This window comes from Methylobacterium sp. CM6241 (assembly GCF_054817845.1).
In genome coordinates this window covers 701,648-716,602 of sequence record NZ_CM139246.1, presented here as the reverse complement: position 1 = coordinate 716,602, position 14,955 = coordinate 701,648, and the positions used below count along the sequence as shown (strand labels likewise).

Here is a 14,955-nt window from a genome sequence, read left to right as displayed (position 1 = left end):
CCCGATGTCATCGTTCCCGATGCCATCGTGGGGCTATTCGGAGCGAGGGCGGCCTGGACGCGCCCGGCATAGGTCGCTCGGGCGCTCCATCCCGCGTGAAGGCGACGACGAGGGCGAGATAGGCGATCTGACAGAGAGCGACGATGCCGTAGAATGTCCCGGCGGCGGCCAGCCAGGACAGGTTGTGCCTGACGGCAATGATTCCAACGAGCGCGACGCTCAAGGCGAGAATCATCGCGAGGGTGAGGAGAGGCCTCTGTGTCGCGACGTCCATCTCTGCCGACCTGCCCGTCTACGTGCCATCACGCCCCGGCTTCCCACAGACGGGATGCCGAAGCGTTAATGTGCAGCGCACTGAGTCAGGCGGCAAGCGACATCCGGTCAGACATACACGTTACCGGCACTCTGTGGAAAACGCTCCGCCAGGGCACGGCGCAGCTTCTCTAGGGCGCGGTTCTCGATCTGGCGCACGCGCTCTTTCGAAATCCCGAGACGGCGGCCGAGGGCTTCGAGGGTGGCCTGGTCTTCCGTCAGCCGGCGCTCGCGGAGGATCCGCAACTCGCGCTCGGACAGGACGGTGAGCGCCTCGTTGAGCCAGGTGAGCCTGCGCTCGCCATCCACCGAGGCGGAGACCGTCTCGTCGGGAAGGTCGGAACCGTCCACCAGAAAGTCCATCCGTTCGGATGAGGCTTCGCTTTCCTCGCCCACCGGAGCGTTCAGGGACATGTCCGGCCCGGACAGTCGCGCGTCCATCAAGGCCACATCTTCGCGGGAGACGCCGATGGCCGTGGCGATGCGGCGATGGATCTCGTCGCCCACATGCTCCTCGGTGGATTGCATCAACCGGGCGCGTAGGCGGCGCAAATTGAAGAACAAGGCCTTTTGCGCGGAGCTCGTGCCGCCGCGGACGATGGACCAGTTGCGAAGGATATAATCCTGGATCGAGGCTCTGATCCACCAAGTCGCATAGGTGGAGAAACGGACCTCGCGCTCCGGCTCGAACCGGGCCGCCGCTTCCATCAGGCCGACATGCCCTTCCTGAACGAGATCGGCCATGGGCAGACCGTAATGCCGGAACCGCCCCGCGATGGCGATGACGAGACGCATATGCGCCGAAATCAGGCGATGGAGAGCGTGTTCGTCGCGCTCATCCTTCCAGCGGACGGCGAGACCGCGTTCCTCGTCCCGCGCCAGGAAGGGCGCCTCCATGGCCGTACGAATGAACTGTCGCCGTATCCCCGCGATATCCGCCATTCCCGCCTCCGCCTTTCGTCCGTTGCGTGCGCGCGCCGCGACGGACGTTCGGGGTCGATCGACCCGAATGGTCCAGAAAGCGAGGGCACCAGCCCGGGGGCATCGCCCAGGCACCGAACAACGGAGCCGTTGCGTGGATAGTTCCGCAGGCCGGGGCTGACAGGGGGGCCGTGACCCTGCGGCGCATCGGAGCAGCCGGCCGACGCAGTGCCGACAAAGAAAAAGGCCCGGCGCTGGTGCGCCGGGCCCGATCGTCGAACGGATCCGTCTGGGATCGGCGGGCCGCTCAGGCGGCCTCTTCCCGGATCTCGTCGCTGTCGCCGTCCGTCTCGGCATCGCCTTCGGCTTCCGCCTCGCCCTTGGCGCGGCGGGGCGACTTGGCGAGGCTCTGCTCGATCAGCTTGAGTGCCTCGGTCTCGGTGATGCGGTTCACCGACGAGATCTCGCGCAACACGCGGTCGAGTGCGGCCTCGTAGAGCTGGCGCTCGCTGTAGGATTGTTCCGGCTGAGCCTCCGACCGATAGAGGTCGCGGACCACTTCGGTCACCGACAGCAGGTCGCCGGAATTGATCTTGGCCTCGTATTCCTGGGCGCGGCGCGACCACATGGTGCGCTTGATCCGGGCGCGGCCGGTCAGAACGTCGAGGGCCTTCTTGACAAGCTCGGGCTCGGCGAGCTTACGCATGCCGACGCTGTTGGCCTTCGCGGTCGGAACGCGCAGGACCATCTTGTCCTTCTCGAAAGAGACGACGAAAAGCTCGAGCTTGTAGCCGGCGATTTCCTGCTCTTCGATCGCAGTGATGCGGCCGACGCCATGAGCTGGGTACACCACCGCTTCGCCGGTCTTGAAGCCTTGGCGGCCTGCCGTCGTCTTCTTGGCTGTGGTCATGCGAGAAGCGCCTCCAGAACATCGCGCGGGTCGAATCGCGCCGAACCTTCATTCCCGGGGTGGGTGACCCGGCTTGAGCCTCTTGTCCGCCGGCCATCGATGCAGCATGCATCGGCCGGGCGGGTCCCAGGCTAGCCGATCATCCACACCATGCGACCGGTGCCGCGGGAAGCGCATGCGCCTCCAGCGGTCGATCACATGCCGCCTCGTCTCGGAAAGGTAGCGTCCCAATGGAATGGGATGCCGACTCTGTCGAAAGGTTTGGAAACCACCGCTTGGGTGGCCAAAGGCAGCACGTCAGGCACGAACGACGGCAGACCCTTGATGTACCACAAACCGGGCACCGAATCAAAGGATTGCCGACGCAGGGCATGCGTGCGCGATCTGCCGGAGGGATATCCGCAGGGAGTCGGTCCCGCGCGGAGAGCGCAATCGCAACGGCCTCAGGCGGTGGGTTGCACGACCGCCTGCGACGTCATGAGGCGCATGCGATCCACCGAAATCCGACAGGGCCGGACGCATCATCGCGGGCAGGCGCGCGATTCACCAACGCGCGGACCAAAACCTGCGAGACGCCATCCGGGTGGAGCCTTCGCTCGATATCGCCTGCTCGGGAGCCGGCCTAGTCGCCCTTGCCCGGCGAGGCGGAGAAATGAGCCTCGAACTTGCCGCTGACGCCGTCCCAGTCCTTCGCATCCGAAGGCGCGTCCTTCTTCTGCGTGATGTTGGGCCAACTCCGCGCGTAATCGGCATTGAGCTTCAGCCAGGTCTCCAGGCTCGGCTCTGTGTCGGGCTTGATCGCCTCGGCGGGGCATTCCGGCTCGCAGACGCCGCAATCGATGCACTCGTCGGGATGGATGACGAGCATGTTCTCGCCCTCGTAGAAGCAATCCACGGGGCAGACTTCCACGCAGTCCATGTACTTGCACTTGATGCAATTGTCGGTGACGACGTAGGTCATGTGCCCTTCAGCCTCAATCCATGGTCGGGCGAGTCAACCACCTCGGCCCGTTCGGGCGCGATCCTAGACCCGGCCCTTGCACGGCCTCGTTAACGCGCCCGTGGGTCGCGCGAGGCCTCACTATTTCCGCACGGCTCTAGCCCCTGCCACCGGGGCTGACAAGCAGTGGCCGCATCATGGCCGCTCGGGCGATGTTACCGGGACACACTTCCGCCGCTCGGTCTTCGCGGCGACGATCAATCCTGATCGTCGGGCACGGCGTTCCGGCCCGCCGACAGGTCGGCATAGAGCCGTTGCGCCTCCGGCGCGGGACCGCGCCGCTCTCCGAGATCGACCACCCTCACCGCCGCCGTCCCATGGGCGGCGGCGACCGTCACCACGTCACCGATGGCGATCCCCTTGGCGGGGTTGTCGATGCGCGTCCCGTTCACCCGCACGAAGCCGTCCTCCACCAAGGCGGCGGCAAGAGAGCGGCTCCGCGCGAAGCGGGTGAACCAGAGCCATTTGTCGAGACGCTGACGCCCCGGCTTCATCCGCCCTCTTCAGATTCCCGGTTCAGCGCTTGCCGCCGTCGCCGGCTTCGAGCTGGGCCTTGAGGGCGGCCAGCTTGGCGAAGGGCGAATCCGGATCCGGAGCCCGTTCGCGCCGCTGCGGACGCTGTTCCTGCGGTGCGGCGGAACGACCCTCGTCCCGACGCTCGGGCCGGACCCGGCCGGGCTCGAAACGCTCGCGACGCGGCGGACGCCCGCCGTCCGGCCGGCCGCCATCGCGACGCCCACCATCCTGCCTCTCGCCTTGCCCGCTCCGCTCGCCCTGGCCGCCACGGTTGCGCTGGGCGCCGTCCGGGCCGCCGGCATGAGCGGGGCGACGGTCCTGGCGGCCTTCGCCGGGACCACGATCGCCCGCCTGAGCGTTATCGCGACCGCCGCGCGGGCGGTTCTGCCGCGGAGCGGAGCTGCGCTGATGCCGCTGCAGGCGCCAGACCTCGACCATCACTGGCTCGGCCGGGGCGGATTCCACGGGCGTTTCGCCCTCGGCCGCATCAGGAGAGGCCGTCTCGGCCGTTTCCGGCTCGATGCCGGCGAGGGCTGCGGATTCCGCCACGGGGACGGGAGCCGCCTCGGGTTCCTCAGCGGCATCGACCGGCGCTTCGGCGGCCGGTGCCGGCTCGTCCTCCGCGGGTGCGGCCTCAGAGGACACCGTCTCGGGGTCGGGCACGCCTTCCGCCACGGGCTCGGCCGTGTCGGGCGAGGTCTCGTCTTCGGTGGTCGTCCCGTCTCGAGAAGCCGTCTCGCCTTCCGAAGGCGTCTCGGCGTCCGGCTTGGCCTCGTCTTCGGTCGCGGGTGCGGCCTCCTCGGACACCGTCACCGCGTCGTCGGTCGATGCGGCTGCGGGTACGATGGGGCGGGTCGACGCGGCCGGAAGAAGCGGCACGGTGATCGCCGGGCCGGGGCGCGTTTCAGGTGCATAGCCGAGGGATTTCAGGATCGAGCCGAAATCCTCGCCCGAACAGCCGACCAGCGAGGTCATGCCCACGGTGGCGACGAAGGCGTCGCCATCGGCGGTGCCGGCGGGCGCCTCGCCCGGCGTGGTGCCGGGGCGGTAGGTGACGGCCGGGCGGATCAGGTCGGCCAGACGCTCCAGGATGTCGACGCGCACGGCGCGCTCGCCACAGACGCGGAAGCCGGCGGCGCGGTAGAGGCCCTTGGCGATCTCGGGATCGACCTTGATCGAGGTGCGGCCGGAGCCGGCCAGATGCGCGATCTCGTCGAGGCCGCGCTGGTCGAGGCCACCGTTCTTAAGCGCCCAGAGCTGGGCGGCGAGGGTCCGGGGGGCCGGCTTCAGTAGGGCCGGCAGGAAGATGTGATAGGCGCCGAAGCGGACCCCGTGACGGCGCAGCGCGCCACGGCCCTCCTGATCGAGGGTGCGCATCTCGTGCATCACCTTCGAGCGTTCGAGGACGCCGAGCGATTCCACGACCTGGTAGCCGATGCCCTTCGACAGGCCGACGAGGTCGGCGGCGGTCTCGATCTCGATCAGCGGACCGAGGAGCCGGACCACATAGGCCTTCAGCCAGGCGACCAGCCGGGCCTCGACCTTGTCGCGGGCCGGGCCGGTCAGCTGCTCGTCGGCGAGCAGCCGCACATGCGGCTCGAACAGCTTGTCGCCCGGCGTCAGCTTGGCGACCGGGTCTCCGGTCCAGCGGATGATGCCGTCATGGGACAGGACCAGGGACGAATCCGCCGCGGCCGAGAAGCGCTCGGCACGCGCCTCGATCTCGCCGCCCAGCGCCTTTTCGGCGGCGCTGCGCAGGGTCTTGGCCTCGTGGCCTTCCGCGCCCGGGTCGGCGACGAACTGAAACCCGTGCAGGTGGCCGACATGCTGGCCCTCGACGGTAACGTCCCCGCCGGCGGTGATCTCAGCTTCCAACATCGTGTTCTCTCTCAGGCGCCGCATCAGGACGCTAGTGCGCCGATCGACGAAACGGCTCGCAAGGCGCTCGTGCAGGGCGTCAGACAGCCTGTCCTCTACCCGACGCGTCTCGCCCTGCCAATGCACCGGATCAATCAGCCAGTCCGGACGGTTCGCAACGAAGGTCCAGGTTCGCCCCTGGGCGATGCGCTGGGACAGGGCGTCGATGTCGCCGTCGGTGCGGTCGATCATCGCCACGTGCTTGGCGAACCAGTCGTTGGGGATGCGCCCGGCCATGCCCCGCGTGAGGAATCGGAACAGCTGGGCGACGAGATCCGCATGGGTCTGGGGGTGGACCTTGCGGTAATCGGGCACGCCGCAGGTGTCCCACAGGCGTCGCACCACCGTCGGATTGGTGGCGATGTCGCGGATGTCGTCCTCGCGCATCAGGATTTCGAGGGCGGACTGGTCCTCGCCCATGGGCGCGCGGGTCAGTCCCTTCTCGTTCGGATGCTCGTCCAGGCTCTCCTGGAGCGCCTTGAGCGAGGTGAAGTCGAGATCGGGGTTGCGCCATTGCAGCACCCGCACCGGCTCGAAATCGTGGTTCTCCAGGGCCTCGATCATCTCGGGCTCGAACGGGGCGCAGCGCCCCGTGGAGCCGAAGGTGCCGTCCGAGAGGTGGCGTCCGGCGCGTCCCGCGATCTGCCCCATCTCCGGGGGCGTCAGCCTGCGGAAGCGCGTGCCGTCGTATTTCCAGTTCGCCGCGAAGGCGACGTGATCGACATCGAGGTTGAGGCCCATCCCCACCGCGTCGGTGGCGATGAGGTAGTCGACATCGCCCGATTGGTAGAGCTCCACCTGGGCGTTGCGGGTGCGCGGAGACAGCGCACCGAGCACCACGGCGGCCCCGCCGCGCTGGCGCCGGATCAGCTCGGCGATGGCGTAGACCTCCTCCGCCGAGAAGGCGACGATGGCCGTGCGCCGGGGCAGGCGCCCGAGCTTCTTCTCGCCCGCGAAGGTGAGCTTCGACAGGCGCGGGCGGGTGGTGGTGTGCACGCCGGGAATCAGCGACTGCACCAGGGGCAGCATGGTGGAGGAGCCGATCAGCAGCGTCTCCTCGCGCCCGCGCTGGTGCAGCAGGCGGTCGGTGAAGACGTAGCCGCGGTCCATGTCGGCGGCGAGCTGGATTTCGTCGATGGCCACGAAGGCGACGTCGAGGTCGCGCGGCATCGCCTCGATGGTGGAGATCCAGTAGCGCGGCCGGTCCGGCTTGATCTTCTCCTCGCCGGTGACGAGGGCGACCTGCTCGACCCCCACCCGCGCGACGACGCGCAGGTAGACCTCCCGCGCCAGCAGGCGCAGGGGAAGCCCGATCATCCCCGTCGGATGCGCGAGCATCCGCTCGATGGCGAGATGGGTCTTGCCGGTATTGGTCGGCCCGAGCACCGCCGTGACGCCGCGTGAGCGGGCCTGCGGGGGGAGGGAGCGGCGCGTCATGTGTGCGGGACGGGTCCCTTCGGCGAAAGCGGCCGGCGGCAGGGTCTCATGACGGCCCGTCGAGATGGCCGCCTCGGGTCAGTCGCCGCTGCGCAGGGGCCGTCCGGATGGTCGGACCCCACGCTGCGTCTCCCCGCCATATGGGGCGTCACCCCCGCGATAGCCACCGCCCCGGTACCCATAAGGATCGACATAGATCTCCACCGGGTTCGCCGGCTGCTGCGGCGCGAGATCGGCGCAGAGCGTGTCCGGCATCGCCACGAGAGGGCCGCGCCGTGGCGGGCGACCCTCGATCACCTCCGCGGAGGAATAGGCGTCGCCCCCGCAGGGCGAGATGTCCGAGCTGAGCTCGCCCGCATGGCCGGGACCGGCATGGCCCGCCACCGCGACGAGGCAGCCCGCGAGGGCGAGGAAGCGAAGAGAGCGGGGCAGAGGCGACATCAGCGAGTCCCGGTACCCGAGGGGGCCCGCCAGAGGGCAGTGCCGGACAGGGCGTCGCCGAGGGCCGCGAACCCGCCCTGGAGATCGGCGCCGCCGATGGCATAGCCATAGGCGCCGAGCCCGGTGAAGGGGGCCATCCTGCGCCGCCCTTTGAAGATCGGCAATCCGGCCGAGCGTTCGGGATCGACGCGAAGCACGAAATAGCGCTGGCGTCCCCGCATGACCGGTTTGAGGTCCTCGACCGCGTCCCAGGGGATCCAGCCGCTCGACAGGCGGCGATCGAAGATCCCCTGCCGCCCGATGGAAACCAGCGTGCCCGAACGGAACATCCGGGGGGCGCTGACGACGCTGGCGGCGCCGAAGAAGAACAATCCGAACCAGATCAGGAATGTGTGAAAGCTGCCGGGCTCGAAAGCGTGCCCGTGGATTCCGGGCCGGGCGTAGAGGATCGAGGCACAGCCGACCGTGAAACACAGGGCGATGACGAACATGCCCACCGAGCGAGGGCGCGAGACCGGAATGTCGATGGCCTGGTCCATGGTTCAGCCCCGATTCGCCGTCATGGATCGACCGAAGCCGCCTGCGCCACCTGGCTCGGCGCCCCGCCACGGCTCCACCGGGTCGCCTCGATGATGTTGGTGCCGAGCGTCGTCCGCACGGCGATGCGCACCGGCAGCAGCACGCGGGTGCCCTCGACCGGCGCCAGCCATACCGACATGTCGCGGTTGTCCTCCATGAACTTCACGCCCGGCCGGTCGGGGCGATGCCCGGCAATGGCCTGATAGCGGGCGTTGCAGACGAGGACCGGCCCGGAATAGCCGGGCTTCTCGACGTTGCGCGTCTCGCCGTAGCTCAGCACCACGTTGAAGCGCGTCGCGCCGTCGAAGATCGGGATGGTGCGGTTGCAATTGGCTTGGTCGGTGAGCTCGCCCCGGCTCACCGCCGGCATCATCAGGGCGCTGGCCGGATCGACGATGCCGCGCTTGTTGGCCGGGGTCACCGGCACGCGGTCGCCCATGTCGATTAGGGGCGGCGTCACCTCGGATTGGGTGACGTTGCCGCGCGCCAGCGCCATCCGCACGGCGATGCCGGAATTCGAGGTCTTGGTGGAGATCGCGAAGGTGTTCGGCTGCGGCCCCTCGGCGATGAGGCCGTTGGCCCGGGCCGAGCCCATGCCCCCGGTCACCGCGCCGACGAGGCCGGTGAGGCGGGCCGACACGTCCATGCGGTACCGCGTGGTCTCGAACAGGCCCGAGACCTGCGCGGTGCCGATGGGGATGCCGGCCAGCGCGATGCCGTAATCCACCGTCACCGTCGCCGGCGCAGCGGTCTTGGCGGAGGTGGCCTTCGGCCGCGCGAATCCCTCGGAGGCGGGAATCACGCCGAGGGCGGCGAGGAGGCTGGCGCGGAGGAGGCGCATGGCGCACATGGCGTGAGGCTCTGATGTTCCAAGGCTTGGAGCCGCGCGGCAGTAGAGACCGGGCGGCATCGTTCCGTCATCGTCCCCGTTCGTGGTTAATACATCGTATGGATGCCGCGGCGCGGGGCGCCTGGATGGCGCTGCACCGGCCTCGGAGCGCGGTTATTCCGATGGGCAAAACGCAGCGCCGCCCTTGACGGATGCCCTGCCCGTCACCTATAGGCTCGCGCCTTCAATGAGACGCCGCTCGATCGGAGTTTGGCGTGCGTGAGGCCCGTGGCGCGTTGCGACCGGTCTTCCGCCATTGCCCGATCAGACGCGGAACGAGACGGGATTTAGAACAATGTCGCGCCGTTGCGAACTCACGGGCAAAGCCGTGCAGACCGGCCACCTCGTGAGCCACTCGAACCGTAAGACCAAGTGCCGGTTCCTGCCGAACCTGTGCCAGGTCACCCTGCAGTCCGACGCCCTGAAGCGTCGGGTTCGCCTGCGCGTCACGGCTCACGCCCTGCGCTCGGTCGAGCATCGCGGTGGCCTCGATGCCTTCCTCATCAAGGCCCGCGAGATCGAGCTGTCGCAGACGGCCCGTCTGATCAAGCGCGAGCTGCACAAGAAGCTCGCCGAAGTCGAGACCCCGGCCGCCGCCTGAGGCTGCGATATCGAAGCGCCGGCGAGAGCCCGCTTCGATCACGCTCGACGTCTCATTTTAATCTCGAACGGCCGCCGCATGCTTTGTGCATGCGGCGGCCGTTCGCGTTGATTCCGACTGACCCACTATCCGGCTCTTCCCGATGACCGTGCTGTCGCTCATCGCCCCGATCTTCGGGCTGATCCTCATCGGCTGGGTCGCGGCGCTCGCCGGGTTCCTGTCGGAGAAGGTCAGCGACGGCCTCTCCGAATACGTCTTCGCCATCGCGGTGCCGGCGCTCATCATCGCGACGCTGACGCGGCCGGGTCTCACCGGCGAGGTCACCTGGGCGTACTGGTTCAGCTATTTCGGCGGCGCCGGCCTGTCCTGGCTCGTCGGCTCGCTGATCGGCCTGCGTCGCGAGGGCGTCGGCCGGACGGGCGCGATCCTGCACGGATTCGCGGCCAGCCAATCGAACACGATCTTCATCGGCGTGCCGATGATCCTGCAGGCCTATGGCGACGAAGGCGCGTTTCCGCTCTTCATGCTGCTCGCCGTCCACCTGCCGCTGATGATGGGCTGCGCCACCTTCCTTATCGAATCGGACGGACGGCAATCGATCCTCAAGCGGCTGAAGGGGCTCGTCCTCGTCCTGTTCCGCAACCCGATCTTCCTGTCATTGATGATCGGCCTGGGCCTCAAGTCGTTCGGTCTCGCCCCTGGCGGCATGGTCAAGTCGCTGGTGGATGCGCTGGCCGGCACCGCCTCCACCTGCGCGCTGATCGCGCTAGGCGCCGGCCTCGTGCGCTACCGGGTGCTGCACGACCTGCCCGGCGCCATGGTGGTGACGACCCTGAAACTCGTCCTGCATCCGCTGGCGGTCTGGGTGCTGGCCTTCCACGTCTTCACCATGCCGCCCGCCTATGCCGGGGTCGCCACCCTGTTCGCGGCGATGCCCGTGGGCATCAACTCCTACCTGCTGGCCGTCCGCTACAAGGCCGAGACGGGTCTGATCGCCGCCGCCGTCATGCTCTCGACGCTGCTCGCGGTCGCCACCACCGTGGCGTGGCTCGCGATCCTCGGTCACACCTGAACGGTTCGACACCTTGACCCACGTGCGGAGTGTTTGTACCGATCGGTACAGACAAGCGCAGGAGCCCTAGCCGATGTCTGAATCCCGTCCACCGCTGCCCCCCTTCACCCGCGAGACCGCGATCCAGAAGGTCCGCGCCGCCGAGAACGGCTGGAACGGCTGCAACCCCGAGAAGGTCTCGCTGGCCTACACGGCCGACAGCCGCTGGCGGAACCGCTCGGAATTCTTCTCAGGCCGTGCGGCCATCGTCGAGTTCCTCACCCGCAAATGGGCGAAGGAGCACGAATACCGTCTCATCAAGGAGATCTGGGCCTTCACCGAGGACCGGATCGCCGTGCGCTTCGCCTACGAGTTTCACGATGCGGTCGGCGACTGGTTCCGCGCCTATGGCAACGAGAACTGGGAGTTCGACGCCAACGGCCTGATGCGGCTGCGCCATGCCAGCATCAACGACCTCGCGATCTCCGAATCGGAGCGCAAGTTCCACTGGGACCGCGCCGCGCCGCGCCCCGACGACCATCCGGGCCTCACCGAACTGGGGCTCTGACAGGACCATGACGAAGAAGCCGGGGGCGCGGGAGGACGCGCTGCCCGCCATCGCCGAGGTCTTTCGCGAATATGGCTACGAGGGTGCGAGCCTCACCCTCATCGGAGCCCGCACCGGCCTCGGCAAGGGCAGCATCTACCACGCCTTCCCCGGCGGCAAGGCCGAGATGGCTGAGGCCGTCCTCGATGTCATCGGCGCGTGGTTCGACGAGAAGGTCTACGCGCCCCTGCGTGACGATCCCGATCCACGGGCGGCGATCCGGCTCATGCTGTCGGAGACGGACGCCTATTTCCGCTCCGGCCGAAGGGTCTGCCTTGTCGGCGCCTTCGCCCTCACCGAGGGACGCGACGGGTTCGCGGACCGGATCGCCGGCTACTTCCGGGATTGGCGTGAGGCCCTGGCACAGGCGCTGATCCGCGCCGGGCGCCCGACCGCCGAGGCGGATTCCCTCGCCGAGGATGCAGTCCTGGCGATCCAAGGCGGCCTCGTCCTCGCCCGCGCCCTCGACGATCCGGCCGTGTTCGGGCGGATGCTGGGGCGGTTGGAGATGCGGTTGGTGCCGTAGGGGAGATATCCGATCAGGTTGTACCCGCTCGGAACGGCAGTAATGGGTGGGGATCGGACCCTGTCCCCTGGCCCTGAAGCGGACGTTCTGTCACCAACCCTTATCGAACATTGCGTCGTTGTGCTTCTCGGGTATGCGCAAGCAAAATACTCAGCAGCAACTACAAACGGGTCAACCACTTATGGCCGACAGAGTTCGAATCGCGCTCGACGCGATGGGCGGGGATCATGGGGTCGATGTCGTCCTACCGGGCGCAGCGATCGCGCATGCTAAAAACCCCGATGTGTCGTTCTTGTTCGTTGGCGATGAAGCTCGAATTCGACCGATACTCGACGCAAATCCTAAGCTCGCCGCCGTATCCGACGTCCTACACACAGATGTCGCGATTGGCATGGGGGACAAGCCTAGCGCTGCCCTGCGCAAAGGCCGTGGTAAAGCCTCGATGTGGTTGGCGCTTGACGCCGTGAAAACCCACAGGGTCGATGTTGCGGTTTCGGCGGGGAATACGGGCGCGCTGATGGCGATGTCGCGGTTTTGCCTTCGCATGATGCTAGGCGTGGAGCGGCCGGGTCTTGCAGTGTTGTGGCCAACACGGCGCGGTACGAGCATCGTCTTGGATGCTGGCGCAACGATCGGAGCAAATGCCCAGCAGCTTGTCGGGTTCGCAGTTATGGGAGCGGCGATGGCCCGTATCGTGTTCAACATCGATCGACCAAGCGTTGGGCTACTTCATACCGATGCCGAAGACGTCCATGGTGCGTGTGATGTTGGCGAGGCTGCCCAGCTTTTGCGTGACTTTGATCCCGCAGAACTCAACTTTCGCGGGATCATTTCAGGGGATGCGCTGGGCGATGGTCAGGTCGATGTCATCGTCACGGAGGGCTTCACGGGCAACATTGCGCTGAAGACTGCCGAGGGAACAGCCCGTCAGATGGCCCAGGTGCTTCGATCCGTCATGGGCCAGAACCTACGATCGAAGATCGGCTACGCGCTGTCCAGAAGAGCCTTCGGTTCTCTGCGAGAGCAAATGGACCCAAATAGAGCGAATGGCGCTGTCTTCCTCGGGCTCGATGGCATCGTGATCAAGAGCCATGGAGACACAACACCCGACGGTTTTGCGGCGGCGATAAAGCTTGGCCACGACATGGTCCGACGAGACCTAATGGCAAAAATTCACGATGGCTTCGCGCAGATCAGCGCACATACAACTGTGTAGGAATTTCCGCTTTCTACCCAACCTAGTCGCAGGCCTCCGCCTCATAGATCGCCTGGAAACAGACGTTCCCAGGGTCACAACGGGTCCAAAGCCGCCCCGGGAACAGGCCCCGTCCGCCGACGCCTGTCGTCTACCGCCGCCCGCCCGCAGCCCTGCGCACGGGCATGGCACCACCCGCATCTTCCTCGAACAGCTCCGCCAGCTTCTCCGTCATCGCCCCGCCGAGCTCCTCGGCGTCGATGATGGTGACGGCGCGGCGGTAGTAGCGGGTCACGTCGTGGCCGATGCCGATGGCGAGGAGTTCGACCGGTGAGCGGGTCTCGATGTCCTCGATCATCCAGCGCAGGTGGCGCTCGAGATAATTGCCCGGATTGACCGAGAGGGTCGAATCGTCGACCGGCGCGCCGTCCGAGATCACCATTAGGATCTTGCGCTGTTCGGGCCGGGCGAGCAGGCGCTTGTGCGCCCAGTCCAGGGCCTCGCCGTCGATATTCTCCTTCAGCAGACCCTCGCGCATCATCAGCCCGAGGTTTTTCCGCGCCCGGCGCCAGGGAGCGTCGGCGCTCTTGTAGATGATGTGACGCAGGTCGTTCAGACGGCCGGGACCGTTGGGCTTGCCCGCCGCCAGCCACGCCTCGCGCGATTGGCCGCCCTTCCAGGCGCGGGTGGTGAAGCCGAGGATCTCGACCTTGACGCCGCAGCGCTCCAGGGTCCGTGCCAGGATGTCGGCACAGGTGGCGGCCACCGTGATCGGCCGGCCGCGCATGGAGCCCGAATTGTCGAGCAGCAGCGTGACCACGGTATCGCGAAAATTCGTGTCCTTCTCGCGCTTGAACGAGAGCGGCTGGAACGGGTCCGTCATCACCCGCACGAGGCGGGCCGGATCGAGCTGGCCTTCTTCGAGGTCGAATTCCCAGGCCCGGTTCTGCTGGGCCAGGAGCCGGCGCTGCAGCCGGTTGGCCAGCCGGCCGACCACGCCCTGGAGATGGGCGAGCTGCTTGTCGAGATAGGTGCGCAGGCGCGCGAGCTCTTCGGCGTCGCACAGATCCTCGGCGTCGATCATCTCGTCAAAGCGGGGATTGAACACCTTGTATTCCGGGCCGCGCGGCTCGACGGGCCGGTTGTTGGGCGGACGCTTGGCCTCGGAGGCCTCCTCGGATTCGGCGTTCTCGGACTCGTCCGGCAATTCGCCGGAGGGAGCGTCGGCGGCTTCCGTGGCGCCGTCCTGCAGCTCGTCCGAGGCTTCCTCGGAGGTCTCCATCTCGGACTTGTCGCCCTGGGACTGCTCCTCGGCCTCGCCCTCGCTCGGGGTCTGCTCGTCGTCCTGCCCTTCGTTGTCGTCCTCGTTGTCGTCGTCCTCGGGGTCGAGGGGCGTCTCGTCCGCCATGTCGAGGGAGGACAGCAACTCGCGCACCGAGCGGGCGAAGGAGCGCTGGTTCTCGAGATTGCCGATGAGGCCGTCCAGGCTGGGGCCGGCCTTCTCCTCGATATGCGAGCGCCAGAGGTCGACGATCTTGCGCGCGGCCTTGGGCGGGGCTTCGCCGGTCAGGCGCTCGCGCACCATCAGGGCGACGGCATCCTCCATCGGGGCATCGGCCCGGTCGGTGATGTCTTCGTATTTGCCGCCGCGATGGTAGCGGTCCTCCAGCATGGCCGTGAGGTTCGAGGCCACGCCGGCCATGCGGCGCGAGCCGATGGCCTCCACGCGGGCCTGCTCGACGGCATCGAACACGGCGCGCGCACCGGCATTCTCGGGGGCGAGGCGGCGATGGACGGCCACATCGTGGCAGCCGAGGCGCAACGCCATGGAATCGGCGTTGCCGCGCAGGATCGCCACATCCTCCGGCGTCAGCTTGCGCGGCGGCTCGGGCAGGCGCGCCTTGTCGCCGGTGAGCGCCGGCCGGTCGCTGGCATAGACCACCTCGATCTCGGAACGCTTGGCGATGGCGCGCAGGCATCCGGCGACCGAACGCTTCAGCGGTTCGGCGATGGGCTCCCGGCGTTCGCCGGCTTTGCGGTTCGAGATGGCCAC

General features: G+C 67.6%; 15 protein-coding genes. 5 read left to right on the top strand and 10 right to left on the bottom strand.

Annotation, left to right across the window (positions count from 1 at the left end; translation table 11 throughout):
• Positions 1 to 7: 7 nt before the first annotated feature.
• The 9 genes from ACYQR9_RS03320 to ACYQR9_RS03280 form a co-directional block, all read right to left on the bottom strand.
• Positions 8 to 274 carry a hypothetical protein gene (locus ACYQR9_RS03320; protein WP_461228677.1) on the bottom strand — a complete coding sequence of 89 codons (267 nt, stop codon included), beginning with the start codon at positions 272 to 274 and terminating at the stop codon, positions 8 to 10.
• A gap of 107 nt (positions 275 to 381) precedes the next feature.
• Positions 382 to 1,254 (bottom strand): RNA polymerase factor sigma-32, encoded by an 873-nt coding sequence (locus tag ACYQR9_RS03315; RefSeq protein ID WP_056422529.1) that lies wholly within the window; start codon positions 1,252 to 1,254, stop codon positions 382 to 384.
• A 286-nt stretch (positions 1,255 to 1,540) separates the two neighbouring features.
• Complete coding sequence (locus ACYQR9_RS03310; RefSeq protein ID WP_056422526.1) at positions 1,541 to 2,143, bottom strand: CarD family transcriptional regulator; 603 nt, start codon at positions 2,141 to 2,143, stop codon at positions 1,541 to 1,543.
• Between the two features lie 622 nt (positions 2,144 to 2,765).
• Positions 2,766 to 3,104 (bottom strand): ferredoxin FdxA, encoded by a 339-nt coding sequence (gene fdxA, locus ACYQR9_RS03305; protein WP_311276481.1) that lies wholly within the window; start codon positions 3,102 to 3,104, stop codon positions 2,766 to 2,768.
• 236 nt (positions 3,105 to 3,340) lie between these two features.
• Positions 3,341 to 3,637 (bottom strand): RNA-binding S4 domain-containing protein, encoded by a 297-nt coding sequence (locus tag ACYQR9_RS03300; RefSeq protein ID WP_461222047.1) that lies wholly within the window; start codon positions 3,635 to 3,637, stop codon positions 3,341 to 3,343.
• A gap of 22 nt (positions 3,638 to 3,659) precedes the next feature.
• On the bottom strand, positions 3,660 to 7,013 hold the full coding sequence (locus ACYQR9_RS03295) for a helicase-related protein (RefSeq protein ID WP_461228676.1): 3,354 nt from the start codon (positions 7,011 to 7,013) through the stop codon (positions 3,660 to 3,662).
• A 78-nt stretch (positions 7,014 to 7,091) separates the two neighbouring features.
• On the bottom strand, positions 7,092 to 7,454 hold the full coding sequence (locus tag ACYQR9_RS03290) for a hypothetical protein (RefSeq protein ID WP_461228675.1): 363 nt from the start codon (positions 7,452 to 7,454) through the stop codon (positions 7,092 to 7,094).
• Entirely contained in the window at positions 7,454 to 7,993 is a 540-nt protein-coding gene (locus ACYQR9_RS03285; RefSeq protein ID WP_461228674.1) for a hypothetical protein, read from the bottom strand. Before ACYQR9_RS03285 ends, ACYQR9_RS03290 begins: the two co-directional genes overlap by 1 nt.
• A gap of 20 nt (positions 7,994 to 8,013) precedes the next feature.
• Entirely contained in the window at positions 8,014 to 8,883 is an 870-nt protein-coding gene (locus ACYQR9_RS03280; protein ID WP_207412163.1) for a DUF3108 domain-containing protein, read from the bottom strand.
• Between the two features lie 334 nt (positions 8,884 to 9,217).
• On the opposite strand from ACYQR9_RS03280, the gene rpmB reads away from it, so the two are divergent.
• From rpmB to plsX, 5 genes are all read left to right on the top strand, one after another.
• Positions 9,218 to 9,523, top strand: coding sequence for a 50S ribosomal protein L28 (gene rpmB / locus ACYQR9_RS03275; protein WP_018046086.1), 306 nt, complete (start codon positions 9,218 to 9,220; stop codon positions 9,521 to 9,523).
• A 142-nt stretch (positions 9,524 to 9,665) separates the two neighbouring features.
• The gene (locus tag ACYQR9_RS03270) at positions 9,666 to 10,595 is read left to right on the top strand and encodes an AEC family transporter (protein WP_461228673.1); all 930 of its coding nucleotides are present in this window, start codon (positions 9,666 to 9,668) and stop codon (positions 10,593 to 10,595) included.
• A 73-nt stretch (positions 10,596 to 10,668) separates the two neighbouring features.
• Positions 10,669 to 11,142 (top strand): nuclear transport factor 2 family protein, encoded by a 474-nt coding sequence (locus tag ACYQR9_RS03265; RefSeq protein WP_461228672.1) that lies wholly within the window; start codon positions 10,669 to 10,671, stop codon positions 11,140 to 11,142.
• Between the two features lie 7 nt (positions 11,143 to 11,149).
• A complete protein-coding gene (locus tag ACYQR9_RS03260) occupies positions 11,150 to 11,707 on the top strand; it encodes a TetR/AcrR family transcriptional regulator (RefSeq protein WP_461228671.1) in 558 nt (185 codons plus the stop codon).
• 181 nt (positions 11,708 to 11,888) lie between these two features.
• A complete protein-coding gene (gene plsX, locus ACYQR9_RS03255) occupies positions 11,889 to 12,923 on the top strand; it encodes a phosphate acyltransferase PlsX (RefSeq protein ID WP_461229724.1) in 1,035 nt (344 codons plus the stop codon).
• 130 nt (positions 12,924 to 13,053) lie between these two features.
• Here the strand turns inward: plsX and cobT are convergent, their stop codons facing one another.
• On the bottom strand, positions 13,054 to 14,955 hold the full coding sequence (gene cobT / locus ACYQR9_RS03250) for a cobaltochelatase subunit CobT (protein ID WP_461228670.1): 1,902 nt from the start codon (positions 14,953 to 14,955) through the stop codon (positions 13,054 to 13,056).